A 24,606-nucleotide genomic window follows, 5' to 3' on the forward strand; every position below is an offset into this window, starting at 1 on the left:
CGGACTCGGGGCCGACCCCTTGCAGGCAGCGGAACAGGTGTCCAACAACGCGCGGCGCGCGTCGGACCGGCGGGCGGAACCGCACCGGGAACGTTGTGGCGACGGGCAACGGCGACCGCGCGCCGGGAATCGTACGCCTGTCGTGGCGGGCGGTGTCGGGGCGCTCCCGGCCCACGCTCACTCCGGGTGCCCCGACGGGGGCAGCGTGGGCACTGCGGTGAGCAGGTCACGGGGGTCGTAGTGCCGCTTGGCCCGACGCAGCCGCGCCCAGTTCGCGCCGTACGCCAGCCGGACCCGTTCGGTCTCGGTCGGGGCGAGCAGGTTCGGGTAGCCCCCGGGCAGGGCGAACGGGGCGAGCGCCGCCGAGGTGCGATCGGCCCACGCGCGATGCGGCGCCGCCTCCCCGCCGGGCGGCCACACCGCGATGATCTCGGTCAGCAGGTGCTCGGCGCGCAGGCCGAACGCCGTGTCGCCGAGCCGGACCCGGGTGGCCGCGCCGTGGAAGTGGTGCAGGGCCAGCGCGGAGAACGGCGAGGTGACCTGCCGGGCGGCGTCCACGAGCGCGTCCACCGCGCCGTCGGCGAGCCGGGGCAGCCAGCGGGTCCGCAGCAGGTAGTGGTTTCCGTCGACCATCCCGCCGTCGAACATCCGCAACGCGTCCGCGTACGGCAGCGGGTCGACCTGGTCGACGAGCGGGGTGCCCAGCGCCCGCAGCCGGTCCAGCCACGGCTGGCCGGCGTCCAGGTCCGGGCCGCTGTAGAAGGGGCAGACGAAGACCACCGGTTCGCCGGCCGGGCCGGGCAGGAACCCGGCCATCACTGTCAACTCGTCCGGGGCGTCGGCGAGCAGCGCCGCGTAGCCGCGCAGCACGGCCGGCGCCTCGGCCAGCGCGAACATGATCATGCCGGCGAGTACTGCGGGCAGCCGGTGCGCCCGGTACCGCAGCTCGGTGACCACGCCGACGTTCCCGCCGCCGCCGCGCAGCGCCCAGTACAACTCGGCGTCGTGGCGCGGGTCGGCGGTGACCCGACGACCGTCGGCGAGGACGACCTCCGCGCCGAGCAGGTTGTCCAGCGCCAGGCCGAACCGCCCGCAGAGCGGGCCGTACCCACCGGCCAGGGTCAGCCCGGCCATGCCCACGTCCCGGACCACACCCGTGGGCACCACCAGGTCGTACGGGGCGGCGGCGGCGAGCAGGTCGGCGGCGCTGGCACCGCCGGCCACCGTCACCGTGCCCCGGTCCGCGTCGACCCGGACCGTGCGCAGACCGGTCAGGTCGAGCACCAGGCCACCGTCGCGCAGTGCCCGGCCGGCCCAGTCGTGCCCGCCGGAGCGGACCGACACCGGCAGGTGGCACCGCGCGGCGACGCGGATCGCCGCGGCCACCTCTTCGGCGTCCAGGCAGTGGGCGACCAGGGCGGGCGCACGGTCGACTGCGGCGTTCCACAGGCGGGTGGCGGTGTCGAACCCGGGTTCGCCCGGCTCGTGGAGGCGGTCACCGAGCAGGGCACGCAGCCGCGCGGCGGCGGACGCGACATCGGGGGTGGTGGCGGAGCTCATGGCGTCTCCTCGACCGGGTCCGGCCGATGACGCCGGGTGCGCCCCGACTGCGGTCCTCGGTGCGCGCGACCGTAACACCGGCGGACGCCCGACCGCCGTCACCATCACGACACCCGTCGCTTGACCGACCGTCAGCTCTCCGCTTTGACCAGCGGAAACTCCAGCGAGCCGGCCGGGCAGAGGAAGGTCAGCACGTCCACCCGGTAGAGGCCGGCCTGCACCGCCGGATCGGCCTCCAGCACGCTGCGCACGTCCTCGACGCTGCCCGTGCGGGCCAGCCCGAAGCCGATCGGCGGCTCCGGTTCACGGGCCGGGCCGTCCACCGAGCCGGCCACCAGGATGATGCCGCTGCGCTGCAACGCCTGCATGTGCTCGGTGTGCTCGGCCTGCAACCGCTGCACGGTCTCCGGGGGCAGGGCCCGTCCGGCCGCGCCGGGATAGATCACGATGCACTCGTACGTGTCGAGCGCGAAGTCGACCTGCGGCGTCCCCGCCATGGTGCTCCCTCCGCCGTCGCGCCGGCACGCACCGGGCCGGCCGCCCGAGCCGGCGTCACCGGCACGCGCCCAGCGTCGCACGCCGACGACTGCGGTACCTGTCGCTCCGCGCAACTGGCCCCGGTCGGTCGACAACTCCGCCGGCAGGTCGGTCGGTCCCGGTGCCGGCACCGACTACGGTGGACGGTCCGGGCATCGGTGGTGGGGAGGTCGGAATGCGCGACGACGATCCGGTGTCGAGCCCGCTGCCGTACGCCGAGGTGACCGACGAGGCGTACGCCACGCAGGCCGCGGCGGGCTTCCAGCCGCAGGAGTTCGAGTTCGCGGTGGTGCTCAGTGGGCGGTGCCCCCGGTGTGCCCACCCGAGCACCACGACGCTCGTCGACGAGGTGTACCGCAAGGACGTCGCGGCCCCCGATCCCGGCTACCGGACGCTGCTGTGCGAGTGCGAGGCCGAGCACCCGGGGCGCCCCGCCGGGCTGCGTGGCTGTGGGGCGTACTGGACGCTGTGGTTGGAGGTCGAGGCGTGATCCGGCTTCGTCCGGGCCCGCCCGCGACAGTCGCCGACCTGCACCGCGCGCAGCAGCTGGCCGGCCTGCTGCGCGGCGAGTTGGAGCGCGTCCGGGCGGCGGCGGTGGCCTGGCGCAACGGGCTGGGCGGCCTGTTGGTGGCGCTCGTCGGGTTCAGCCTGATCCGGGGTCGCACCGATGTGACCACGCTCGCGGCGGGCTGGGGCGCGTTGGTCGGGGTCCTGCTGCTCGCCGCCCTGGCCGCGGGCGTGGCCGGGGCGCTCGCGCTGCTCCGCGCGGCGCACGGGCGGTTGACGGTGACCCCGGTGGCGGCGCTCCCGCCGGTCCCGCTCGGGGACCATCTGGAGGCGGTGGCGGCGGTCCGGTCCCTGCGCATGGGGGTGGGGCTGGTGCTGCTCTGCACCGCGCTGCTGGTCGCTGCCGTCGGCGTGACCTGGTACGCCCCCGCCCGCCCCGCCACCGCAGCCGTCAGCTCCCCCGCCGTCGGCTCCCTGCCGTCAGCTCGGTAACCCGCGCGGTGGGCGAAGCGAGCTGATCCTGACGGGCCGGCACGCCACACGGATGGCCGGCGTCAGGGGCCGAGGTGGGCGTAGCCGGCCCAGGTGTCCGGGTTATCGGGCAGGGCCTCGCGGAGATGGCGGACCGCCGCGTGCAGGGCCACGGCCGCCCGGTCCGGCGCGATCCCTCCGGGCACCGACAACCCGTCGTACAGCCCTTTGCAGAGCCGCACGGTCAGCGTGTCCGAAATGGACCACAGCGCGCCGATGACATGCCGGAAGCCGACCAGTTGGAAGGCCGTGCCGAGGGTGAGCGCCTCGTCGGGCAGCGCCGCGCCACCGCGTACCGTCTCGCAGGCGGAGAGCACCGCCAGCGCCGCCGGGTTGCCGGCGGGCCGCCACAGGTCCCGAACGTGCAACGCGCCGCCGGCCAGCTCCAGACGACCCCAGGCCGGGGCGCGCAGGTCCTGGGTGCCGTGACAGCACAGATGGGCGACCTGCTGGTCGGGCAGGGCGGCGAGCACGGCCGCCGGGGTGGCCGCCGGGCCGAGCAGTGAGCGGACCCGCGGCACGTACTGACGGACAATCTCCTCCTCCCGGGCGACGCCGGGCAGGTCGGCGAGGCCGGGCGTCTGGGACATGCCGACGAACAGCGCCGAGTCGACCGGTTCGGGTCGAGCCGGGACGCCCAGGCGCGCACGCGTCAGCGCCCGCAGCGACGCCGTGTACGACGGGACCACCCGGTCCAGCACCCCGTCGCCACCCTCGATCGGACCTGCCGCGTGCAGCGGCAGCAGGGTGAGCACCCCGGTGGGACACCACCACAGCCGAGGCCACTCCCCCACCGATCCGGCCCCGCCCGACGGCCGGGCGGACGGTCCGGCGTCCGCCGACGGCGGGGTGGATGCGGGCCTGTCGAGGACGGGTGCGGCGATGACCCGCCACAGCCAGTCCAGTGTCTCGGCGACCTCGGCGCGAGCCGCCGATCGACGGCGCTGCACCTGCGGCTGCGGGGCGTCCGGCGCCGGCGGCCCGGTGAGCACCGCGATCGCGGTCAGAAAGCTCGCCGTCCGGGTGAGCAGCTCGGCCAGGGTGAGTTCCGGCAGCGGCACGACGCTTACCTGCTTGTCCGCGACGACAAGCGCGTCGCAGCGCCGGGCGGCCACGTTGACCAGCACCACCGGACCGTCGGCGGCGGCCCGGGCCAGCTCGTCGAAGGGCGGCGGACGGAGGAAGTCGGCGAAGCCGGGCCGGTCGCGGATCTCGGTCAGCAGTTGGCGACGGCGGGTGGCGAGGTCGTACCGCTGCTCCGGGGTCGGTCCGGCACCGGCGGCCGACGACCCGCCGCTGTCCGCACCGACCGGCGATGCGCGGAAGTCGTCGAGGGCGGCCTGGAGTTCGGCGAGGCGGGCGGCCAGCCGGGGGGCCCGCGCGCGCAGCAGGGCCAGGTCGGCGCCCGCGTCGTGGGCGCGGGTGAGCAGAACTCCCCGGCCGTATTCGAGCAGCTCGACGGCGCGTTCCGGGTTGTCGAGGGCGATGGCGACCGCGGCGGCGTCGCTGGCCAGCCCGGGGAACTGCCCGAGCAGGCGGGCTTGGTCGTCGGGGTCCATGCCGTGCCAGGCCACCAGGTCGATCAGCTCGATCGCTGTGGTGTACCCGTCGAGCGCGGTCCGGAGGTCGCCTGCCGCCTCGGCGTGCGCCGCGTACCGGGTGGCCGCCCCGGCCCGCAGCAGCGACGGCGCGGACTCGACGTCGGCGGCGGCACGCAACGCCGCCGTCGCCTCGGCCAGGGCAGCGGACCTGGCGTCGATGGTCGCGGCGGGGGTAGCGGTGGCGGTGGCGACTGCCTCGAGGGCCGTGGCGAGGTTGCTCAGGCACATGGTGCGCGCGGGATGCCCGTCGGCCAGCACGTCGACGGCCCCCCGGTACGCGGCCAGCATGGCGTCCGCGTCGGCCGCGGCGTGTCCCGCCTGGAAGCGCAGCAGCAGCGCGCTGCCGAGGTTCGTGCGGATCCGGTGCCGGTCGATGTCTGCCGACGGCCGGTCGTTCAACAGTTCCAACAGACCGATCGCCTCGTCCAGTGCCGCCGGGTCGTCGCGCAGTTGATGCCGCAGCAGGTGGGCCAGGGCGAGGGTGGCGACCGCCTGGGCGTACTCGGCCGGGTCGGCCTCCCGTTCGGCCAGCTCGGCGGCCTCGCGCAGCGCGACCACCGCGGCCTCGGAGTCGGCGGCGACGCCGGCCGCGACCTCCTCGGCGGGCTGACCGCCGACGGGCAACGCATCGGCCAGGAAGAGCTCGACCCGGCGGTTCAGGGCCGAGCCGTAGTTGATCAGCGCCGGCATCCGGTCCGGGTGCCCGGGTGGCGTGGTGTCGCTTACCTGCGCCAGCACCTGCACCGCCTCGGTCAGGATCGCCAGGTCCTGGGTCGGGGTGAACAGCGCCTGCAGCACCAGGCCGAGGTTCGAGCGGTACCGGGGCAGGAGCGTGGAGTCCGGCGCGGCGGCGGCCACCGCGGCCCGCAGCGCGACCGCTGCCGGCTCCAACAGCGCCGGTTCCCCGGCCTGGTCGGAGAGTTCCCGCAGGATGTTGCCGAGATTGTTGAGCACCTGGTGGCGCAGCGGATCGGCACGGGGCAACAGCCGTTCGGCCTCGGTCAGCGCCTCCCGACCGGCGCGCAACGCGCGCACACCGCCCAGGTCGGCGTGGCCGACGCCGAACGCGTGGCCGAGCTCGGCGAGCCGGTGCGCCCGCCGCTCGGTGTCCCGGGCGGCGGCCACGCCGTCGCGCAGCAGGCGTACCGCCTCGGTGGCGTCGTCGGGGCGTCGCCGCCGCTCGTAGCGGGTCACCAGCAGACCGGCCAGAACCTGCCGCAGCTCGTCGAGGTCCGTCCCGCCGGGCGTCGGTCCGGCGCCGAGCGTCGCCCGGTAGGCGTCGATCGCCGCGTCGAGGTCGACCGGGTCGGCGTCGGACTGGTGCCGTTCGGCGAGCAGGGTGGCGAGCCCGGCCTGGGCGCTGCCGGCCAGTTCCGGGTCGAGGCCGCCGAACCCGGCCAGCGCCGACCGGTACGCCTCGATCGCGGCATCCCGGTCGGCCGGCGTCCGATCGCGCAGGAACCGCTCGGCGAGCGCGGTGCCGTGCAGGGCGGCGACGCGGGGGTCGCCGCTGCCCTGGGCTGCGGTGAAGACGTCGACCGCCTCGTCGAGGTCGCCCGGCCGGCCGTGCAGCCGCCACCTGTCGCGCAGCCGCTGACCGAGGTTCATCCGCGCCATCGTGCGCACCGGCGTGCCGGTGGCGGCAGCCCGGGCGGCGTCGCGCAGCGCCGTGATCGACTCGTCAAGCGCGGCCGGGTCGCGGTCGACCTCGTACGTGTCGCCCAGGACGTTGCCGAGGTTGAACAGCCGCACCGGACGTTCCGGGTCGCCGACCGCTGTGGACTCCATGCTCTCCCGGTGCGCCGCGACGGCCGCCGGGAGTGCCCGTTGCCGGCCGAGGTGCTGGAACTGGTCACGGTGGACCCTGCCGAGGGCGGACAGGTAGTGCGGCCGTTCCGGCGCCTCCGGCGGCGTACCGTCGAGGGCCTGGCGCAGCAGCGATTCGGCCCGGTCGGCCGCCCGGAAGTCGCGGCTGGTCTCCGCCGCGGCCATCAGCAGGACCGCCTCGACGTAGTAGGCGCCTGCGGCATCGGCGCCCGGGCCGGCCGAGCGCGGGCCGGACCGGTTCGGCGGCGCGTCGGCGTGTGGGGCGCCGCCGCTGGGCCGTCGGTGCGCGTGCAGCAGCGCCCGCATCGCCGGCGGAACCCGCTCCGGGGCGAAGCTCAGCAGGAACTCGGTGAGCCCGAGCGCCTGGCCGAGGTCGTCGGCGTCCTCGCCCGAGGGCAGCAGGCGGTAGCGGTACCAGTGCAGGCTGGCCAGGAGGAACACGCCCTCGGCGACCCGCTCGGGCAGCGGCCCGTCCGTGGGCGTGGCGGTCACCAGGTCGATGACCGCCTCGGCGTCGCGGATCGCGCCGGAGTCGAGGACCGCCCGGGGATCGCCTGTGGCGTCGAAGCGGTCCAGCCGTTCCCGCAGCCGACCGACCGGATCGGGTCGGAACCGTCGCCACATCGCGCCTCCCCCGGCCGGCCGCGCCGACTCGGATCAGGCGTAGCAGACCGGACAGGACGGGCGCTAGTGGGAAGACGACAGGTGATCCGGCACAACCGTGTCGGCGCACACAATCGACCGGGCGGCGGCATGACGGGCGGTTTCCGGGGGATGATCACGAGGTGGTGGGTCGATTCTCTTCCCCGCCGCGACGAAGACGATTGGGGATGCGCGTATGGCCACCGACATCAGCAAGCAGCCCGCGAAGGCGTCCGGCACGTACCGGATCGGGGGCGACGTCACTGTCAACCGGCTCGGTTACGGGGCGATGCAGATCACCGGGCCGGGCGTCTGGGGTGACCCGAAGGACCCGGCCGAGGCGCTGCGGGTGCTGCGCCGGTCGGTCGAGCTGGGCGTGACGTTCATCGACACCGCCGACTCGTACGGCCCGTTCGTGTCCGAGCTGCTGATCCGCGAGGCTCTGCACCCGTACGCCGACGACCTGGTCATCGCGACCAAGGCCGGGCTGACCCGCTCCGGCCCGGGCGACTGGCGCCCGGTGGGCCGCCCGGAGTACCTGCGTCAGCAGTGTGAGCTGAGCCTGCGTCACCTGGGTCTGGAGAGCATCCCGCTCTACCAGCTGCACCGGATCGACCCGCAGGTGCCGCTGGCGGACCAGTTGGGTGAGCTGGCCCTGTTGCAGCAGGAAGGCAAGATCCGCCACATCGGGCTGTCCGAGGTGAGCGTCGAGCAGATCGAGCAGGCCCGCGCGATCACCACGATCGCCTCGGTGCAGAACCTGTACAACCTCGCCAACCGCAGCGCCGAGGACGTCCTGGAGTACTGCGAGCGCAACGACCTCGCGTTCATCCCGTGGTTCCCGATCGCCACCGGCGAGCTGGCCCGCCCGGGCGGCCCGCTGGACGCGATCTCCACCGAGCACGGCGCGACGCCCGCGCAGCTCGCGCTGGCCTGGCTGCTGCGCCGCTCGCCGGTGATGCTGCCGATCCCCGGCACGTCCTCGGTGGCGCACCTGGAGGAGAACGTGGCCGCGGCCGACGTCCGGCTCACCGACGACGAGTTCGAGTCGCTGGCCAAGGCGAGCTGAGCGAGGCCGTGCGGGTGGTCCCGGCCGGGACCACCCGCACGGCCCTCAGACCGCGAGGCAGTTGGGTCGCACCGGGCCGTCGACCAGGGCGCCGCGCACGATTGTGTACGCGGTGCCGTCGAGCACCAGGCCGAGGTGGCCGACCACCCGCAGCGGGCAGTACGCCTGGATGAGGACGTTCGTCGCCCCGTCGTTGACTGCCGCGTTGCCGGTCGGCCGGACCAGCTCGTCCTGCAGCGTGCGAACGGTCGTGTAGCGCACCGACCCGGGGGTGTCGTCGCCGGCGTTGAGGTCGGCGAGGAAGGCGGAGCCGATGGTCATCTGTTGGCAGGCCACGATGCCGGCGCAGCTGCCGAGGCCGAGGAACGCCACGATGTTGGCGACGTAGGTGCCGTACTGGGGTGTGCCCAGGCTGACGTACCGGCCGACGCTTGCGGTGCCGCCGAGGCGCTTGAGGTAGTAGCGGCTGACCAGGCCGCCCTCGGAGTGGGCGACGAGGTCGACTGTCGCCGCGCCGGTGCTGGCGCGTACCTGGGCGACGTAGTTGGCGAACGCGCGGGCCGAGGCGGGGATGTCACCGAGGCCCAGGCCCGGGAGCTGGTAGATGAAGGTCCGGTAGCCGTCGGCGCGCAGCCGGGCGGCGATGGGCTCGTACGCCACGGCGACGCCGCTGAGGCCGCCGACCACGATGACCGGGTTGGCCGTGGCGGCGGCTGCCGTGGTGAGCGGGGATGCGGCGTCCGGGGCTCCGGCGGCCGGGGCTGCGGAAGCAGGGGTCGCTGGGGCCGCAGTCGCGCCGCCGGCGGAGACGAGCAGGGCGGCGGTGGCGAGGGATACGACGAGGACGGTCTTTCGGAGCAGCATGGCTGCACCTCCGGGGGGAGGCACCCGGCGAACCGGGCAGGTGGGTGGGGGTGTCCGGTCGACCGTGCGACGATCATGCCCGCAACAATTTAGAAACGTCAATCACTTGTTACGCACCGGTAACCCGTTGTCCCACCGACGGCGCAAACCGGCAATTCGGCCGTGCTCCACGACGGACACCGCCGACGGCTCGGCGCCGCTGCCGGCACACGGCCGCAGGGGTCGCCGAGGGCGCGCAGCCGCACCAGGAGAGCCCCGCCGCCGCGCGTCCTCACCCGGCAGTCGCGCGCCGAGGCGCGCCCATCAGGCGGTCGCGCCCCGAGGTGTCCTCACCCGGCGGTCGCGCCCCGAGGCGTCCTCACCCGGCGGTCGCGCGTTTGCGCGTACTCAGCGGGCGGTTGCGCGCAGCCCGTCCAGGGCCACGCCGAGCACCCGGTCACGTTGCTCCGGCCCGGGGAACTGGGCCATCGTGAGCCCGCTGATCAGGCGCACCACGTCGTCGAAGCCGATGTCGTCACGGACCACCCCGGCGGCCTGGGCGCGGCGCATCAGCGGCTCGCCTGCGGCGTAGATCTCCGTCCGGCAGCTGGCGAAGATCTCCGAGTCGTGCAGCAACTGCTCGGCGAGCGCCCGCTTCGTGGCGACGTACGCGACGAAGCGGTGCAGCCACGCGACAAGCGCGTCCCACGGGGGCAGCTCGGCCAGGTCGGCGGCGGAATTGCTCAGCGCGCGGACCTCCTCGACGTAGACGGCCTCGAACAGGTGCCGGCGGGTCGGGAAGTTGCGGTAGAGGGTGCCGATGCCCACCCCGGCCCGGCGGGCCACGTCCTCCAGGGAGGCGGCCGCCCCGTTCTCGGCGAACGCGTCGCGCGCCGCGACGACCAGGGCGTCGTAGTTGCGCCGCGCGTCGGCCCGCTTGGGCCGCTGCGCGAAGACCTCGGGCATCTGCCCCGCACTGGTCATGACGTGCGTCACCTCACCTTGGTTGCATCCGGAGGCACCCCTCCGCTAGCTTAGTGGAGGCACCCCTCCGCAAATGCCGGAGGACAGCCTCCGGTTAGCTTACCTCGGGACCCGCCCGATCCGCCTGGCCACCCGATCGCCCGGACCCGACAGACCTGCCCGCCTCCGACGACGGGCGACAAATCTCCTTCCGTACCACATAGGGAGTTTTCTCTCGTGTCAGTGACCTCCCGACGCAGCTCGCGTCGGCTCACCTTCACCGTGCTCGCGGCCGGCGCCGGGTTCTTCGCGATGCTCCAGTCGTTGATCACCCCGGTGCTGCCGACCATCCAGCAGGACCTGCACACCTCACAGAACACCGTGACCTGGGTCCTGACCGCCTACCTGCTCTCCGCGTCGATCTTCACGCCGATCCTCGGACGGGTCGGCGACATGGTCGGCAAGGAGCGGATGCTCGTCGTCTCGCTCGCCGCCCTCGCCCTCGGCTGCCTGGTGGCGGCCATCGCGCCGAACATCGGCGTGCTCATCGTCGCCCGGGTCGTGCAGGGCATCGGCGGCGCGGTCTTCCCGCTGTCGTTCGGCATCATCCGCGACGAGTTCCCCGCCGCGCGGGTCGGCGGCGCCGTCGCCGCCATCTCGGCGATCGTCGCCGCCGGCGGTGGCCTCGGTGTCGTGCTCGCCGGCCCGATCGTGGCCGCGCTGGACTACCGCTGGCTGTTCTGGATCCCGCTGGTCGTGGTCGGCCTGACCGCCGTCGCCGCGCACCTGTTCGTGCCCGAGTCCCCGGTGCGGACCCCCGGTCGGATCGACTGGCGGGCCACCCTGCTGCTCTCCGGCTGGCTTGTCGCGCTGCTCCTGCCGATCAGCCAGGGCGCGGCCTGGGGCTGGACCTCCACCCGGGTGCTCGGCCTGCTGGCGCTCGCCGTGGTGCTGCTGGTCGGCTGGCTCGTCGCCGAGGTGCGCTCGACCAACCCGCTCATCGACATGCGGATGATGCGCCTGCCCGGCGTCTGGACCACCAACCTGGTCGCCCTGCTCTATGGCGCGTCGATGTTCTCCGTGTACGCGTTCCTTCCCCAGTTCGTGCAGACCCCGACCGCCGCCGGCTACGGCTTCGGCGCCAGCATCAGCCAGGCCGGTCTGCTCATGCTGCCGATGCTCGTCGCGATGTTCGTCGCCGGCCTCGTCGCCGGCCGACTCCAGGCCGTGTTCAGCGCCAAGGCACAGCTCGCCACCGGCGCCGCGTTCAACGTGGCCGCCTCCGCGATGCTGGCCGCCGCGCACGACACGCGCTGGGAGGTCGGCATCGCCGGTGGGCTGGTCGGTCTCGGCATCGGCCTGGCCTTCGCGTCGATGGCCAACCTGATCGTCGGCAGCGTGCCCGCCAGCCAGACCGGCGTGGCCACCGGCATGAACGCCAACATCCGTACCATCGGCGGCGCGATCGGCGCGGCCGTGGTCAGCGGCGTGATCACCGCCCACCCGCAGGCCAGCGGCCTGCCCCGGGAGGCCGGCTTCACGATGGGGTTTCTCGTCCTCACGGCGATCGCCCTGGCGGCCGCGCTCGCGGCCCTCGCCGTCCCGTCCGCCCGGCGGGCGTCGGCCGGTCGCCGGCCGTCCACCGCGACGATCGTCGAGTCCGAGCTAGCCGGCGAGTTCGCCACCATGCCCGCGACCCGCTGAGGTCCGCCGGCGCGTCGGAGCCCGGGCGGTTCGCCGCCCGGGCTCCGGCCTCTTCGGGAGTACGCTGGGCCGCTCCCCCGTCCACCGCTCGTCGTCTTCAGGATGCGCCCATGTCCGAGTTGCTGACCGCCGACCGCATCGAAGAGATCGGCAACCTGGGATCCACAAGCCCGGACCCGGCCGCGCTCGTCGCGGAACTGGTGGGCGCCGTCGACGAGGGACGGGTCGCCGACCCCGACGACACCGGGTACGCCCTGCTGGTCGCCGCTGACATCCTGGCGCAGGCGGGCGACCTGGCCGACGCGCTCGCGCTGGCCACCCGGGCGATCGCGGAACAGCCCGACGAGGACGCGTACGCCCGAGCGGTGCGCGGCGGCCTGCTGCTGCGCCTCGGTCGCTCGGACGAGGGCATGGCCGAGCTGACCGCCCTGCGTCCGCTGCTGGAGACCAACCCCAACGCCACCTACCTGGTCGACGAGCTGGCCGAGGCCGGCCACACCGACCTGGCGCTGGAATGGCTGACCGGGGCGCTCGACGCGATCCTGGAACGGACCCGGACCCAGCAGCACGAGTCCGAGGACGCCCAGGACGAGGCCGCGGCCATGATCTACGGGCTGACCCAGCGGCGGCACACCCTGCGCGAGGAGATGGGCCTGCCGCACGACGAGTACGACAACCTCGCCGACCGGCTGCGCGCCGCCAGCAACCACGCCCTCGACGCGCTCGACGACGGCCCCGCGACGCTGCTGTACTGGCCGCAGGCCGAGTTCGACGCGTTGCTACTGCGCTGGCCCGCGCTTGTCGACAGCTACCCGAAGACGTGGGACGAGCACCGCACCCAGATCGAACGCGCCCTCGTCGAGGCGTCCGGGCTGGGCGGCGGCGACCTGGGCGTCGTCGCCGGCACCGCCGAGGGCCTGGCGGCCTTCGCCGGCGACAAGCCCGTCGACGAGGAAACCCTCGACGGGTACGCCGACAGCCTCGACGAGGTGGGCCTGACGGCCTGGCCGCCCGGGCGCAACGACGCCTGCTGGTGCGGCTCGGGCGCGAAGTACAAGAAGTGCTGCCTGCCGCGCTCGCGAAGCTGATCCCTCCGTCGCTGTACACCGCCTGCGACCATCGACCTATCTGTCGGTGTCGGCGTGGGTCGGAGTTCGCGCATGTGGGGGTTGGACGTTGTCGACGCGTGGTTCGCGGGCAGGCCCACGGAGAATCTGGAGCTTTTCGGCCTGACCATGGTCTTCTGGGGACGCCTCGGCAAGTCGCTGCTCTACCTCGCCGGCCTCACCGTCATCCTGGACCTGGCCGACCCCGACAAGCTGCGAGCGCGAGGCCGGCAGGCCATTGAGCGCACACAGAGGCTGTTGGGCCAGACGCGGCGCAAGCGCCAGGTCGCTCGGCTCGTAGGGATTCAGGAGATCGCCATCGGCGGCTTCGTGCAGGTGGTCCACCGACACGGGCTCTTCCTGGTCACCCGGCCTCCGGCGGCCGTCCCCACGAGGCTACGGCTCGACCTCGACCAGTACCGCGAGTTCCACAGCACCGTGATCGCGGCTCTGCCGTCGAAGCACGACTGCCAGCGCCCGCATGGCCGCCACGTCTGCGCGCAGCAGTTCGAGTACGCCGTGCGTCAGATCAACGACCTCATCGCCGAGCAACTGCCCGCCGACGAGAGAGACCTGATCCTGGACGTGGAAGCATCCCGGACGAGCATCTGGCCCCTGCTCATCCTTCCCGCCGTGACGTTCGGTGGCATCGGTGGCGCCCGTGCTCTGAGCACGAGCGGGTCGGTGGGGCCGTGGCTGTTCGTGGGGGTCCTGGTGGTGTTCCTCTTCACCTTCGCCGTCTTCGCCTTCCCCGAGACGCGGCCCCTGACCTCGGCGGCGGCCTACCGTGTCTGGGGCGCTCTGCTGTCCGGCTACGGAGGGATGCTCGACCAGACCCGACCGCTGAACCTTCTCCGACGGGTGGCGGCCGGGCTCTTCGTCATCGGTGGCCTACTCGACCTGCTTGCCTCATGAGTCACGATCGCACCGCGGCGCAGTCGGGCGGGGCGGCGCGGGGCACGGAGCGCCGACCGCCTGGACGAGGTGGGAGTGACGGCCTGGCCGTCCCGCCGCAACGACGCCTGCTGGTGCAGGTCGGGCGCGCGACTGACCTGTCCTGGGTGTGCGGCATCGGCCCGCAGCGGATGGCACGGCGCAGGCGGACGCTCCGGAGGGCAATGTCCCCCGAGCGTCTATACCTGTGAGTCATAACTATGACTCCCAGGTATACCGTCCACTCACGATCGACGTCCGCGATCGGCCGGTTCGGTGACGGAGGCGATGGCGTGACCGCACAGGAACAGCACGACACGATCGAGAACAGCCCGGTCGGCTGGGTGGGCAAGCACGTCCGGCGATACGTGGAGACCGACGGCGCCGACGGCGGCACCTACCACGGCTATCCCGCCCTGCTGCTCACCACGCGGGGACGCCGCTCGGGCACACTCCGCCGTACCGCGTTGATCTATGGCCGGGACGGTGACGACCACCTGGTGGTGGCCTCCAACGGCGGCGCGGCCAACCACCCCGCCTGGTACCTGAACCTGAGCGCCGACCCGACCGTGGAGATCCAGGTCGGCGCGGAGCGGTTCACCTGTCGCGCCCGCACGGCGAGTGCTGAGGAACGGGCCCGGCTGTGGCCGGTGATGACGAAGGTCTTCCCGACGTACGCCCGCTACCAGAAGGACACCGACCGCGAGATTCCGGTCGTCGTCATCGAACGCGTGTCCCGGGAAGATGCCACGATCGATTGATCTGCGTGAGTGCCGCGGAGGGCTATGGTGACCGCAGGTAAGCACTCACTCCGACAAGGAGAACCGCCGTGCGCCGCAGCACCGCCACCATCGCACTGCTCGGGCTGTCCCTGTTCGTGCTGCTGACGCCGTCGCCGGCGAGCGCCGCGAGCACCGTCGAGGTCACGTCCGCGACCCTTGTCGCGAGGGGTGTCGCCGTGGACGTCACCCTCACCGTGACCTGCGACCCCGGGCTGTCCGGCGCCACCGAGCTGATCATCAGGCAGCGGTCGGGCAACAGAGTCGCGTACGCCTCCGGTTGGGCGCCCCTCAACCTGTGCACCGGCGAGCCGCAGGTCGTAACCGGGCGAGCGTGGGTAGAGGGCGGCGGGCTCGTTCTCAAGCCCGGTGTGGCTCTGATCAGCGGCGGCTTCGAACTGTGCGGCCAGGACATGTGCGACTACCCGCACTTCGAGGACGAGGTCCGCATCACTCGCTGAGTCCTGTCGAGCCGCGTTCGCTCCATCAGAACCCACGAGCAGGCGGTCACGCCTCCAAGGCCGCTTCCGCTCGGTCGAGGTGGTCCCACCACTCCTCGCTGTCCCGACGGCAGGAGGACAGAAGGTTGGCCGCCGCAACGAACGCCAGAATGATGTGTTCCTCGGCGATCGCCTGGGCGAGCGGCTCGCCGTTGACCAAGCGCAGAAGGAAGTTGGAGACCTGCTCTTCACTCACCTGAGCCCATGCCTCGGCTTGGGCGATCTCGGCTGCTACCGCGCGAGTCTGCTGCTCACTTGGCTTGCCGTCGTGGATGTTCGTCATAACGAGCTGGGTCACAGCGAGGGCAAGCGCTACGGACTCGTAGGCGGCCTGGTCGTTCGGGATCGCCCGGAGTGCAGCGCGAAGCTTAGCGAGGTCCTGCTGAACTGCCGCATGGATCGCATTGCGCGCCAACGGCTCGACCTGACTATTGATCTTCATCCTTGCCCATCTCCTCGTCCACCTTGTTCGCCAAGGCCCGCAGCGAGGCCATGGCCGCCCCGATCGCCAGAAACGACCCGACGAGCGCCTTCGCAGTGATCGGCATGACTTCCGAGACGGTAGCCCATGCGGCAGAGCCCGCTGCGGCTCCGAAGCCGAGCGCCTCCGGGCTCTTCGCGATCTGTCGTCGTGACCTGGCCCCACCCTTGCCCTTGTCGGCGTTTCGTCGCGCCCTGGATGCTGCCGAGGCATTCGGTGCAAGGGGTTTCGGTGCGGGTGGTTGGTGGGTTGTGCTGCCACCACCCGTGGTCAGTTTCCCAGTGCGCGGACCTTCGCGATCGTCTCCTGGACGTGCTGTTTGGCCGGCTCGCCGCCCTGGGACGCCTGCGCCAGTGCCTGGCGGTACGCGTCGATCATGCCGACCAGTGGGCCGGCGGCGACGCCCTCCAGCGCACCGGCAACCAGTGATCGTGCCTCGGCCGCGTCCTGTGCTGCGGCTGCGGTCTTGGCCTTCGCCTCGTCGAGCTTCTGCGACGCCGCCGCCAACCTCGCGATGATCTGTGCTGCGCTCACGCGCACCCTCCCCCTGATCGACCATCACCTCCACCACCGCACCGGCGGAGACCACAAGGGAGCGTACGAGATCCGTGCACCCAGCGCGACCACTCGATCGCCCAGTCGTGAACCCAACGAGTAGATCTTGGTACGAAAACGCCCCTCCAAGGGCGCTTTTGCACCAAGATCTCTGGCGGCATCTCGGATCGCGCGTGCTCAGCGCTCGGCGACGAACACTCCTACCCCACCGACGCCCTCCACCAAGCCCTCGATCTTGAGCGCGTTGATGGCCTGGCGGACCACGATGGCCGAGACGTCGTGCTGACGGCACAACTCGGAGGTTGAGGGCAGCTTGTCGCCCGGCGCGAGTTCGCCGGACTGGATCTGAGCGCGGATGCCGTCGGCGATCAGCGCCCACTTGGCTTTGGCGGGCATTGGTGTCTCCCAGGTCTGCCCCGCCATTCGATCACGAGCAACTTTGTATAGCAAGCAATGTGCGGACAGTGCTTGCGCGTGCATGACCTGTTATATACGCTTCCCCATGACCGGCTCCCAGGTCTGCAAACCCCGGAGTTGGTTCTTTCCCACCCGCAGGAAGCGCCCGGTCGTTCGGTCCCCCCGTCCGGCCGGGCGTGCCGGGGCGTGCCCGCACGCCGCCCACCGCACCACCGCTGAACGGCGCGTGCCGCCGAACGGCGCACATGCTGCTGGCAGATGTCGCCCCAGCAACGCCCTGACCAGCAAGGAGACCAACCGGACGGGAGTACCCGATGCCCGATCGACCCGACGACCAGCCCAGCGAACCAGCCGCCCGACGCCCAGGAGCCCAGCGTCTCGTGTCCGAGCAGGACGTCGAGGACGCCGACGACACTCTCTTCGCCCATCCACCGCGCGTGGTCCGCAGGTGGGTGTGCGGCTGCGGCATGGACTACCCGTGCACTGACGTGCTCTTCGCACGCCTGGTCAAGGCCACCGCTGAGGCCGACAAGTGAACCGCCGAGGCCGCCGGTGAACGCGGACGATCTGTACACGCACACCAACCAACAGGTCACCGAGGCGAGGATGAGGATCACCGAGCATGTGACGGAGGCGTACACCGGGATCTGCCGGAGCTGCGGACGGCCCGGCCCGTGCGACGAGCAGCGGGCCGCGCGGGCCCGGATGGCGCACTACGGCGACCCGGTGGATGATCTACGCGACGCCTGGCTGGCCACGATCGCCGCCGCCGACCGGGCCGGCGCGCACCTGCACGGATCGGGGTCACCCGGACGGCGGCTGCCCTGGCAGGACGCGGTCACCGAGTGTTGGCGGGCGCTGAGTCTGGTCTACGCCGGCCTGGCCGCCGATCGGGCCTCGGCGGCGACCGCGACAGCAGGTGAACTGCTCGTCGGGCTCGGCGCAGCTCGGGTCGACGCTGACCGTGCCGCCGCGCTGGCCGCCCGTACCCGATGGCGGTTGGGGGCGGCCGAGGACCGGCTTCGGCGTACCCACAGTGTGGCGGACGTGGTCGCGGCCCGGCGCTTCGCGGCGGCGATCACCCGGTTGGACCTTGTCGTTGCGCGACTCGCGGTCGGCGCGTGCCGCATCGACCGCTCGGTGGCGGGGTTGACCGGCGAAGCGGTGTCGCCCATGCCCGATGCGACCAGGAGCACGGCCACCGCCGGGGAGATCGCCCGCGGTTGCCAGGCGGCGAACGTCCTGGTGTCCCGGCGACGCCGACACAAGCTCAGGGAGTCACGGTGGTGAGCGATCCGCACGCTGCGCTGCGCGGCCTTCTGGCGGGACGGTTGCGCGGCCACGAACGGCGGCTGCGGCGGTTCACCGAGGCGGACTGGCGACGGTACGCGGACCTGCTCGCCGGAGCGCTGCTGGTGGCGGTGCGGCGGCGGTTCGTCGCCGGACAGGACCGGGCGCCGGTGATCCGGTTCGTGGCGTCCGCACGGGAACGCTACGACGCGACCGGGTGCGACGTGGAGCCGGCACTGGCCGAGGCGTTGGTGTGGGCGGCGCTCGGTGAACGTCCGCCGGTGCCCGACGACGCGCGGGCGATCGTCGCCCGGACCGTGCTGCTGCTCGGGCTCCTGGAGGACGAGGGCTGCACCGACCGGGAACGGGACGACATCCTCGCGGCGGCAGCGCAGGCCGCCGACAACGCGGCGCAGCAACAGGTGGACCAGGGAGATACGCACTAATCGCAGTATTAGGCGTCAGCTGGTTCGGACATGGCTCGCAGCCAGCGAGACCGGTGGAAGATCTGGTCCTCGGCGAGGACCATGCATTCCCAGCTACCGTCCCGTCGTCCGGAGCGGCGGTCCGGTCCGTTGAACTGGCTGAGCCCGGTGGGTCCCCCGTACCGGTGAATGTCCTCGTTGGTGGCGACCTCGTTGCCGCACCACGTCAGCTCGTCACCGGCCTCGTGCAAAGCGGTGGGGGTGCCTGACATCACCAGCGTGCTGGCATGTTCGGCGACGAACAATGCCTGCAGCGCCGGGTTGTATGTCTCGACGGCCGGCGGGCGCGGAGCCGGTGCCGACATTGTCGCGGGGACTCCGGGGCCACGGCGTAGCGTCGCACGGATCCTCGGCCAGGCCGACGGTCGTAGCGGCACATCCCGGCGCACGATGAGAAGGTCGGCCAATCCCTGGCCGTCACGCCAGGACGCGGCGGTATCGCTGGGTTCGTTGATCCGCAACGGCAGGAACACCGCGCTGTGTGGGCTGACCGCCGCCAGCCGGAACAGCGCCCCGAGACGCAGTAGATCCGCGCGGGAGCTGATGAGCGCGCCGGTGTGTTGCCACAACACGTTGGTGATGTGGGTGTTGCGAAGCGGAGCCGCCATCATGATCACCCGCTGCAGCTGTGCGCTGCGGGACACGTGGTGAACACGTAGGCGGAGGCGCATCCGCGCCGCGTCCGGAGGGTTAGCCACCGAGGCACGGTAAACCCGCGCCTGTGCACGCCAATCGTGAATTCCCACACCATGGCCAGGGGAAAACACGCGTCGGCATGCCGCGGACCACAATTTCCCGACCGCTCTGGCACGCTGACGATCGTCACCGTAGCGACGACCGCTCGTGACGGATCGACGTCCCGGCACCGGCAGGGGCGGGGAGAAGGGACGACGGGTGGAAGCACTCAGCCGCACCCAACGGTCGCTGGATCATGATCAGGTGCAAGGCTTCGTCGACGCGTCCTTCGGCGCGGATCGCCGAGTGGTGGACTGCGGCCCGATCCTGGGGGGCGGCTTCGCGACGGTGTGGCGGGTGACGCTCGACGACGGGCGCGAGGTCGTGCTGAAGGTGCCGCCGCCGCCCGACGCGCCGCTGCTGCGCTACGAGCGGGGGCTCGGCGGAGCGGAGGCCCGATACTTCCGCCTCGTGGCCGCGCGCGCGCCGCAGGTGCCGGTGCCGCCGCTGCTGCACTACGGCAATGACCGGCAGCACGGCGAGTGGCTGTTCAGCGGCCTACTGCCCGGGCGGTCGCTGGAGGAGTGGTCGGGCTCCGGGCAGCCCCTCGACGACGGCCCGGCCCGACACGACTTCGGCGCGGCGATCGCCGCGCTGCACACGGTGACCGGCGACCACTACGGGTACGACGGTGGCCGGGCGAGCGGCACGACGTGGCGCGCGGCCTTCTCCGCCATGCTCGGCGACCTGCTCGCCGACGCGGCGGACTGGGGGGTGCGGCTGCCCACCTCGCCGGCGCGGATCCAGGAGCTGCCCGACCGGTACGCCTGGGTTCTGGACCAGGTGCGCAGGCCGTCGCTGCTGCACTTCGACGGCTGGGACGGCAACGTGCTCGCCGAACCCGACCCCGAACCCGTTGGTGCCCTACGCCTGCGCGGGATCGTCGACGGTGAGCGGTACCTGTTCGGCGATCCGCTGATGGACCTCGTGTCGCCCCTGATCTACCGGCGGGTGGAGGACGACGCGGACCATCCCTTCCTGCGCGGCTACCGCGCGGCGGCGGCCGAGCCGGTGGTCTTCGACGAGGCCACCCTGCGTCGGCTCAGTCTCTACCGTCTGCACCTGTACCTGTTGATGACTGTCGAGATGCCCAGCCGCGGAATCACCCGGGAGACCCGTCCGGACCGGTTCGAGCGGCTGGCCGACCTGCTGGATCATGAGCTGACCGAGCTGCGGCGTGCGAGTCCGTCGGCCATTGCAGGCGGTACCGGCTGACGTCCTCGGAGGCGGCCACGCCGGCCTTCATGAACATCGTCAGCACGGCGTCGCGCGCCCGCCGTTCGCGGGGGCCGGTCGGGAACTTCAGGCTGCCGGTGCGGCGGGCCAGCCCGGCGACCGTGTCCACCCGCGACTCACGGAGCTGTTGGAAACGCGCGAAGGCGTCGGCGAGGTCGTCGGCGCTGGCGAGGCACCGGGCCAGGACCACTGCGTCTTCCAGGGCCATGGAGCTGCTCTGCCCGTCGTGCGGCGGCATCGCGTGGGCCGCGTCGCCGACCAGGCACATCCGACCTCGGCTCCACCGGGCCGGAGGGTCGAGGTCGTAGACCGGCCAGCGGATGACCGGGCCGGTGCTGGCGTCGATGACGGCGGGGATCGGTGGGTGGTCGGCGCCGTGCAGCTCGGTGAGCCGCTGCCGCCATCGGTCCATCGGATCGGCTCGCGGGCCCGCTACGACGTCCCCGTCCCCGTCCCCGCTGAGCATGCTCTGGAACCAGACCACCTCGCCGTCCGGTAGTGCCTGATAGCCGAAGAAGGCGTTGGCGCCGAACGTCAGGCGCAGCACCGGCTCCGGTGCGATCCCGTCGACCCGCGGGGCCGAGCCGCCGCCGTCGATGACTCCGGTGAACCGCGCCGACGGATGGTCGGGGAACATGGTCCGACGGGTGTGCGAGTGCACCCCGTCCGCACCGATCAACACGTCACCGCTGTGACTCGATCCGTCGGCGAGGGTGGCGACGACCCGGTCGTGCCCGTCGTCGCGCAGCCCGACGACCCGCTCGCCCTCGACGATGCGGACGCCGGCGCGACGGGCCGCCTCGCGCAGCACCTCGCCGAGGCGGTCGCGGCGGATCAGCGTGCTCACCTGATTGTTGCTGCCGATCTCTCGTCCCCGGTGGTCGTGGAAGGAGATGCGGTCGGTGGGCGTGCCGGCGGCGCCGACAGCGGCGAGGAGACCCAGGTCGCGCAGCACGGTACGGCCGTTGTCGGCCAGGCTCAGGTGCGACCCGAGTGGTCGCTCGCGCGCCGGCCGGGCCTCCAGAACCGTCACGCGCCACCCGATCCGGCGCAGGAAGAGACCGACGGCCGTGCCGGCGATTCCCGCGCCGACGACCACGGCGTGCGCGGGACCGATCATGTCGGGCCACCAGTCGTCGGCAGCCCGAAAGGACCTGTCGTACCCATTTGCTCCCCCGTGTGGCGGGCGCTGTGGACACGTCCGCCGCCCCGACCGTAATCACGGCGGGGACAGTGGTCAAGGCAGCAAGATCCATCAATGTGAGGGTTGACACAGGCATAGACGGCCGGAATGCTGTGGGAGTCCTGCTAACCGAGGCGGGGCCACGTATCGGGGGGGATCGGTTCTTCTACTGCATTCGCCTGAGCGCGGCTCCATGGCCAGCACTGGAAGTTTCTCCGACACCGAATGCTCCGAATAGGACGGCCATCGTCCGTGTTCACCGCGGTATGCCGCAGAATGCATCCGAGGTAGGCACAGACAATTGCCGTACCAGCTCGGTCGATCGCTGGTCGGGTTGCTGCTCAGTGACTCCAACCGTCATCCGACGGTGGCACGTCATGCACCCCTATGCACGGCGTAGGGCCACGGCCTCACTTCCGACAACCGCATTTCTTCGGGAGGTGTCGTGATGAAGAACAACTCGGCCGGCTGACACACACCAATTATCTTTCGTCCCGATGAGCGTGTGTCGCGTCGCGGCACACGCTCATCGGCAGCGCAGTCGTTCCCGCTCGGGAAGGAACAGGTGTGGCCCCGGAGACGACCTACCCGATGACCCTCGGCCAACTATCGGTCTGGCGGGACATCGAAAGAATGCATCCGGAGAAGTGGTGGGAGGGCAACCTCTGCTTTTCCTGGTCGTTGCCGGAAAATGTGACAGCCGCGGACGTCTGGAGTGCCGTCGGAGCGCTCGGCATGCGGCACACGTCGCTGCGCACGACGTTCGACGTGGAGGATCCGGCCGATCCGCGGCAGCGCGTCGCGGTGGATTCTCCCGCCGACGTGGTCGCGGCGGTACGACAGCCCGACGGCGAGACGGGGATGTCCCGGATCGAGACCGAGGAGATCCAGCGCCCGTTCACGCTCACCACCGACCTGCCGTGGCGGGTGTGGCTGACCGGGAGCGACGGCGGACCCCGCGACCTCCTGGTCGTCATCCACCACATGGCGGCCGACGGCGCGGGCATCAACACCATGGAGCGGGACTTCTACGCTCTGCTGGCCGGAGAGGCCCTGCCACCGGCACCGCAGCCGGCCGAACTCGCGACGCGGCAACGCTCCGGCGACCTGGACGCCCGACTGCTCGCCGCCGAGTCGTACTGGCGCAAGGTGCTGTCGGCGGCGCCCCGGCGGACCCCTCCCGCACCGGGGCCGGTGCTCCGGGCGACGATGCACACCGGCATCCCCGAGCCCATCCTCCGCCAGGCGGCGCGCGGCATCGGCGTCACCGTCGCGGGGGTGCTGCTCACCGCGTACTGCCGAGCCCTCATCCGGACCGGCACCACAAGCACACCGGTTCTGCTCTACCCGATGTCGTCCAACCGCTTCGACCCGGCGGTCACGTCCCTCGTCACGTCCATGAACCAGTGGGTGCCGCTGCTCGCCGCACCGGACCCGGACGAGTCCTTCGCGCACACCGCGCGCGCCCTGTACGTCCGGAACATGCGGGCCCTCAAACACGGGGTGTACGACCCCGACTCGGTGGCGCGGATCCGCGAGGACGCCGAACGGGAGGGCGGCCCGCTCGACCCGGGATTCCACTACACGTTCCTCCTCCCCCCGATGGTGGTGCAGCCTCCGGAGACGATCCAGGAATCGCGGATCGAGTGGCACGTGCCGATCCGCTCGACCGGGCCCGGCTTCTACCTGATGGCCAACGCCGACACGACGGTCCGGTTGACCGTCCGGGTGATCCGCGAGGGCTACCGCCGCGAGGAACTCGACGCTCTGCTCGTCGCCATGCGCGACGACCTGCTGGACCTCGTCCGCGCGAACGCGGAGGCCACCGAATGACCACTACCGCGCCGCCCACCACCGCCCCGGCCACGCCGAGCCTGTGGCGTCACCGGGACTTCATGACCCTGTGGACCGGGCAGACCCTCAGCGAGACCGGTTCCGCGGTGTCCACCCTCGCGGTCCCGCTCATCGCGGTGTCCGTGCTGAACGCGTCGACGTTCTCGGTGAGCCTGCTGCAAGCCGCCGGGATGGCGGCGTACCTGCTCGTGGCGCTGCCGGCCGGGGTCATCGTCGACCGGATGCGCAAGCGGCGGCTCATGGTGTTCTGCAACCTGGTGCGGGCCCTCGCGATGGGCACCATTCCGCTGGCGTTCTTCGCCGGTGAGCTCACCATGGCGCAGTTGTGGCTGGTGGCGGCCCTGTGCAGCGTCTGTTCCGTCTTCTTCGAGGTCGCCTACCAGTGCTACCTGCCGGCGGTGGTGCGCTCCGACCAGCTCCTGGACGCGAACGGCAAACTCAGCACCACGTACTCGGTGGCCCAGGTCGCGGGCATCGGGCTCGGCGGCGGACTGGTCGCGGTCTTCGGCGCGGCGCGGACGGTAGTCATCGACGCCGCCTCGTTCGCGGTCAGCGCCGTCTCGCTGCTGCTGATCCGGCGCCCGGAGCCGGAGGTCGCCGTACCGGACGGCCCCCGGCCACGGCTGCGGGAGGAGATCTCGGCCGGCTTGGCCTTCGCCTTCCGGCATCCGGTGCTGCGGAAGATCGTCGCGGCCAGCGGCACCCTCAACGTGTTCAGTCAGGTGATCTACGCCCTCTCGGTCATCTACCTGGTCCGGGTCCTCGAGCTGACGCCGGCCGAGGTCGCCGTGCAACTGGCGCTGGGCACGGCCGGCGGCATCGCCGGCGGGCTCGCCTCGGGCCGGCTGGCTCGACGGATCGGCACCGCCCGCATCATCTGGGTCTCCCTGCTCGGGCTCGGCTGGACGATGCTGCTGGTGCCGCTGGCCGAGCCCGGCTGGCGGGTCGCGTTCTACACCGTCGGGATGACCGGCTTCGCCGCGCTCTGCGCGATCTACAACGCGGCCCAGATCAGCTACCGGCAGCAGATGTGCCCGCCGGAACTGCTCGGCCGCCTCACCGCCGGGGTCCGCTGGATCGTCTGGGGCGCCCTGCCGATCGGCGCGGTCCTCGGCGGCGTGCTGGGCACCTGGCTCGGCGTCCGCGAGACCCTGGTGATCGCCGCCCTCGGCGTCTGGGCCTCCGGGCTGTGGGTCTACTTCTCCCCGCTGCGCAGGATGCGGGACTTCACGCCCGAGCCGGCCGGTCAGTCCTGACCCACGAGGCGC

General features: G+C 72.2%; 24 protein-coding genes. 14 read left to right on the top strand and 10 right to left on the bottom strand.

Annotated features, from left to right (window positions below; translation table 11 throughout):
• Nucleotides 1-177: 177 nt before the first annotated feature.
• Both MILUP08_RS24815 and MILUP08_RS24820 read right to left on the bottom strand, forming a co-directional pair.
• Entirely contained in the window at nucleotides 178-1,560 is a 1,383-nt protein-coding gene (locus tag MILUP08_RS24815) for an FAD-binding oxidoreductase (protein ID WP_007462844.1), read from the bottom strand.
• Between the two features lie 131 nt (nucleotides 1,561-1,691).
• On the bottom strand, nucleotides 1,692-2,057 hold the full coding sequence (locus MILUP08_RS24820; RefSeq protein ID WP_007462845.1) for a YciI family protein: 366 nt from the start codon (nucleotides 2,055-2,057) through the stop codon (nucleotides 1,692-1,694).
• A 215-nt stretch (nucleotides 2,058-2,272) separates the two neighbouring features.
• Here MILUP08_RS24820 and MILUP08_RS24825 point away from each other — a divergent pair, with 215 nt between their 5' ends.
• Both MILUP08_RS24825 and MILUP08_RS24830 read left to right on the top strand, forming a co-directional pair.
• Complete coding sequence (locus MILUP08_RS24825) at nucleotides 2,273-2,587, top strand: hypothetical protein (protein WP_007462846.1); 315 nt, start codon at nucleotides 2,273-2,275, stop codon at nucleotides 2,585-2,587.
• Entirely contained in the window at nucleotides 2,584-3,096 is a 513-nt protein-coding gene (locus MILUP08_RS24830; RefSeq protein ID WP_007462847.1) for a hypothetical protein, read from the top strand. Before MILUP08_RS24825 ends, MILUP08_RS24830 begins: the two co-directional genes overlap by 4 nt.
• Nucleotides 3,097-3,158: 62 nt before the next feature.
• On the opposite strand, the gene MILUP08_RS24835 is transcribed toward MILUP08_RS24830, so the two are convergent.
• Nucleotides 3,159-7,187, bottom strand: coding sequence for a CHAT domain-containing protein (locus tag MILUP08_RS24835; RefSeq protein WP_007462848.1), 4,029 nt, complete (start codon nucleotides 7,185-7,187; stop codon nucleotides 3,159-3,161).
• A gap of 214 nt (nucleotides 7,188-7,401) precedes the next feature.
• Here MILUP08_RS24835 and MILUP08_RS24840 point away from each other — a divergent pair, with 214 nt between their 5' ends.
• Nucleotides 7,402-8,274, top strand: coding sequence for an aldo/keto reductase (locus MILUP08_RS24840; protein WP_007462849.1), 873 nt, complete (start codon nucleotides 7,402-7,404; stop codon nucleotides 8,272-8,274).
• A 45-nt stretch (nucleotides 8,275-8,319) separates the two neighbouring features.
• Here the strand turns inward: MILUP08_RS24840 and MILUP08_RS24845 are convergent, their stop codons facing one another.
• Together MILUP08_RS24845 and MILUP08_RS24850 are read right to left on the bottom strand one after the other, a co-directional pair.
• Nucleotides 8,320-9,138: an esterase/lipase family protein gene (locus MILUP08_RS24845; protein ID WP_007462850.1), complete on the bottom strand. Its 819-nt coding sequence runs from the start codon at nucleotides 9,136-9,138 to the stop codon at nucleotides 8,320-8,322.
• Nucleotides 9,139-9,525: 387 nt separating this feature from the next.
• Nucleotides 9,526-10,101 carry a TetR/AcrR family transcriptional regulator gene (locus MILUP08_RS24850; protein ID WP_007462851.1) on the bottom strand — a complete coding sequence of 192 codons (576 nt, stop codon included), beginning with the start codon at nucleotides 10,099-10,101 and terminating at the stop codon, nucleotides 9,526-9,528.
• Nucleotides 10,102-10,317: 216 nt separating this feature from the next.
• On the opposite strand from MILUP08_RS24850, the gene MILUP08_RS24855 reads away from it, so the two are divergent.
• The 5 genes from MILUP08_RS24855 to MILUP08_RS24875 all read left to right on the top strand — a co-directional run bounded on the left by MILUP08_RS24855 (nucleotide 10,318) and on the right by MILUP08_RS24875 (nucleotide 15,063).
• Nucleotides 10,318-11,784, top strand: coding sequence for an MFS transporter (locus MILUP08_RS24855; RefSeq protein WP_007462852.1), 1,467 nt, complete (start codon nucleotides 10,318-10,320; stop codon nucleotides 11,782-11,784).
• A gap of 110 nt (nucleotides 11,785-11,894) precedes the next feature.
• Nucleotides 11,895-12,872, top strand: a complete 978-nt coding sequence (locus MILUP08_RS24860; protein WP_007462853.1) for an SEC-C domain-containing protein — start codon at nucleotides 11,895-11,897, stop codon at nucleotides 12,870-12,872.
• 72 nt (nucleotides 12,873-12,944) lie between these two features.
• Nucleotides 12,945-13,805, top strand: a complete 861-nt coding sequence (locus tag MILUP08_RS24865) for a hypothetical protein (protein WP_007462854.1) — start codon at nucleotides 12,945-12,947, stop codon at nucleotides 13,803-13,805.
• A gap of 311 nt (nucleotides 13,806-14,116) precedes the next feature.
• Entirely contained in the window at nucleotides 14,117-14,584 is a 468-nt protein-coding gene (locus MILUP08_RS24870; RefSeq protein ID WP_007462855.1) for a nitroreductase family deazaflavin-dependent oxidoreductase, read from the top strand.
• Between the two features lie 68 nt (nucleotides 14,585-14,652).
• A complete protein-coding gene (locus MILUP08_RS24875) occupies nucleotides 14,653-15,063 on the top strand; it encodes a hypothetical protein (protein WP_007462857.1) in 411 nt (136 codons plus the stop codon).
• 46 nt (nucleotides 15,064-15,109) lie between these two features.
• Here the strand turns inward: MILUP08_RS24875 and MILUP08_RS24880 are convergent, their stop codons facing one another.
• The 3 genes from MILUP08_RS24880 to MILUP08_RS24890 all read right to left on the bottom strand — a co-directional run bounded on the left by MILUP08_RS24880 (nucleotide 15,110) and on the right by MILUP08_RS24890 (nucleotide 16,561).
• Nucleotides 15,110-15,544, bottom strand: coding sequence for a hypothetical protein (locus tag MILUP08_RS24880; RefSeq protein WP_007462858.1), 435 nt, complete (start codon nucleotides 15,542-15,544; stop codon nucleotides 15,110-15,112).
• A 309-nt stretch (nucleotides 15,545-15,853) separates the two neighbouring features.
• Nucleotides 15,854-16,117: a DUF6244 family protein gene (locus MILUP08_RS24885; protein ID WP_007462863.1), complete on the bottom strand. Its 264-nt coding sequence runs from the start codon at nucleotides 16,115-16,117 to the stop codon at nucleotides 15,854-15,856.
• 198 nt (nucleotides 16,118-16,315) lie between these two features.
• Nucleotides 16,316-16,561, bottom strand: a complete 246-nt coding sequence (locus MILUP08_RS24890; protein ID WP_039906608.1) for a winged helix-turn-helix domain-containing protein — start codon at nucleotides 16,559-16,561, stop codon at nucleotides 16,316-16,318.
• Between the two features lie 308 nt (nucleotides 16,562-16,869).
• On the opposite strand from MILUP08_RS24890, the gene MILUP08_RS35525 reads away from it, so the two are divergent.
• Genes MILUP08_RS35525 through MILUP08_RS24900 form a run of 3 tightly spaced genes read left to right on the top strand, consistent with a single transcriptional unit; the run spans nucleotide 16,870 to nucleotide 18,291 of the window.
• The gene (locus MILUP08_RS35525) at nucleotides 16,870-17,091 is read left to right on the top strand and encodes a hypothetical protein (RefSeq protein ID WP_007462867.1); all 222 of its coding nucleotides are present in this window, start codon (nucleotides 16,870-16,872) and stop codon (nucleotides 17,089-17,091) included.
• Between the two features lie 16 nt (nucleotides 17,092-17,107).
• Nucleotides 17,108-17,845 carry a hypothetical protein gene (locus MILUP08_RS24895; protein WP_007462869.1) on the top strand — a complete coding sequence of 246 codons (738 nt, stop codon included), beginning with the start codon at nucleotides 17,108-17,110 and terminating at the stop codon, nucleotides 17,843-17,845.
• Complete coding sequence (locus tag MILUP08_RS24900) at nucleotides 17,842-18,291, top strand: hypothetical protein (RefSeq protein ID WP_144057009.1); 450 nt, start codon at nucleotides 17,842-17,844, stop codon at nucleotides 18,289-18,291. The genes MILUP08_RS24895 and MILUP08_RS24900 overlap by 4 nt, the downstream gene beginning before the upstream one ends.
• Before the next feature lie 8 nt (nucleotides 18,292-18,299).
• On the opposite strand, the gene MILUP08_RS24905 is transcribed toward MILUP08_RS24900, so the two are convergent.
• Nucleotides 18,300-19,097 (bottom strand): hypothetical protein, encoded by a 798-nt coding sequence (locus MILUP08_RS24905; RefSeq protein ID WP_167626066.1) that lies wholly within the window; start codon nucleotides 19,095-19,097, stop codon nucleotides 18,300-18,302.
• A gap of 127 nt (nucleotides 19,098-19,224) precedes the next feature.
• Here MILUP08_RS24905 and MILUP08_RS24910 point away from each other — a divergent pair, with 127 nt between their 5' ends.
• Nucleotides 19,225-20,280 carry a phosphotransferase family protein gene (locus MILUP08_RS24910; RefSeq protein ID WP_007462874.1) on the top strand — a complete coding sequence of 352 codons (1,056 nt, stop codon included), beginning with the start codon at nucleotides 19,225-19,227 and terminating at the stop codon, nucleotides 20,278-20,280.
• Here the strand turns inward: MILUP08_RS24910 and MILUP08_RS24915 are convergent.
• Nucleotides 20,168-21,421, bottom strand: a complete 1,254-nt coding sequence (locus MILUP08_RS24915; RefSeq protein WP_007462877.1) for an FAD-dependent monooxygenase — start codon at nucleotides 21,419-21,421, stop codon at nucleotides 20,168-20,170. The two genes, MILUP08_RS24910 and MILUP08_RS24915, sit on opposite strands and share 113 nt — an antisense overlap.
• Nucleotides 21,422-22,051: 630 nt before the next feature.
• Between MILUP08_RS24915 and MILUP08_RS24920 the strand changes: the two genes are divergently transcribed.
• On the top strand, nucleotides 22,052-23,317 hold the full coding sequence (locus tag MILUP08_RS24920) for a condensation domain-containing protein (protein ID WP_007462878.1): 1,266 nt from the start codon (nucleotides 22,052-22,054) through the stop codon (nucleotides 23,315-23,317).
• On the top strand, nucleotides 23,314-24,594 hold the full coding sequence (locus MILUP08_RS24925) for an MFS transporter (RefSeq protein WP_007462880.1): 1,281 nt from the start codon (nucleotides 23,314-23,316) through the stop codon (nucleotides 24,592-24,594). Before MILUP08_RS24920 ends, MILUP08_RS24925 begins: the two co-directional genes overlap by 4 nt.
• Nucleotides 24,595-24,606 lie beyond the last annotated feature (12 nt).

The sequence above is a fragment of the Micromonospora lupini str. Lupac 08 genome, from assembly GCF_000297395.2.
Lineage (GTDB): Bacteria > Actinomycetota > Actinomycetes > Mycobacteriales > Micromonosporaceae > Micromonospora > Micromonospora lupini.

What these genes read in the sequence shown, in the direction of transcription:
- MILUP08_RS24815 (WP_007462844.1), bottom strand. Translation starts at nt 1,560, where the DNA reads ATGAGCTCCGCCACCACCCCCGATGTCGCGTCCGCCGCCGCGCGGCTG.
- MILUP08_RS24820 (WP_007462845.1), bottom strand. Translation starts at nt 2,057, where the DNA reads ATGGCGGGGACGCCGCAGGTCGACTTCGCGCTCGACACGTACGAGTGC.
- MILUP08_RS24825 (WP_007462846.1), top strand. Translation starts at nt 2,273, where the DNA reads ATGCGCGACGACGATCCGGTGTCGAGCCCGCTGCCGTACGCCGAGGTG.
- MILUP08_RS24835 (WP_007462848.1), bottom strand. Translation starts at nt 7,187, where the DNA reads ATGTGGCGACGGTTCCGACCCGATCCGGTCGGTCGGCTGCGGGAACGG.
- MILUP08_RS24840 (WP_007462849.1), top strand. Translation starts at nt 7,402, where the DNA reads ATGGCCACCGACATCAGCAAGCAGCCCGCGAAGGCGTCCGGCACGTAC.
- MILUP08_RS24845 (WP_007462850.1), bottom strand. Translation starts at nt 9,138, where the DNA reads ATGCTGCTCCGAAAGACCGTCCTCGTCGTATCCCTCGCCACCGCCGCC.
- MILUP08_RS24850 (WP_007462851.1), bottom strand. Translation starts at nt 10,101, where the DNA reads ATGACCAGTGCGGGGCAGATGCCCGAGGTCTTCGCGCAGCGGCCCAAG.
- MILUP08_RS24860 (WP_007462853.1), top strand. Translation starts at nt 11,895, where the DNA reads ATGTCCGAGTTGCTGACCGCCGACCGCATCGAAGAGATCGGCAACCTG.
- MILUP08_RS24865 (WP_007462854.1), top strand. Translation starts at nt 12,945, where the DNA reads ATGTGGGGGTTGGACGTTGTCGACGCGTGGTTCGCGGGCAGGCCCACG.
- MILUP08_RS24880 (WP_007462858.1), bottom strand. Translation starts at nt 15,544, where the DNA reads ATGAAGATCAATAGTCAGGTCGAGCCGTTGGCGCGCAATGCGATCCAT.
- MILUP08_RS24890 (WP_039906608.1), bottom strand. Translation starts at nt 16,561, where the DNA reads ATGGCGGGGCAGACCTGGGAGACACCAATGCCCGCCAAAGCCAAGTGG.
- MILUP08_RS35525 (WP_007462867.1), top strand. Translation starts at nt 16,870, where the DNA reads ATGCCCGATCGACCCGACGACCAGCCCAGCGAACCAGCCGCCCGACGC.
- MILUP08_RS24915 (WP_007462877.1), bottom strand. Translation starts at nt 21,421, where the DNA reads ATGATCGGTCCCGCGCACGCCGTGGTCGTCGGCGCGGGAATCGCCGGC.
- MILUP08_RS24925 (WP_007462880.1), top strand. Translation starts at nt 23,314, where the DNA reads ATGACCACTACCGCGCCGCCCACCACCGCCCCGGCCACGCCGAGCCTG.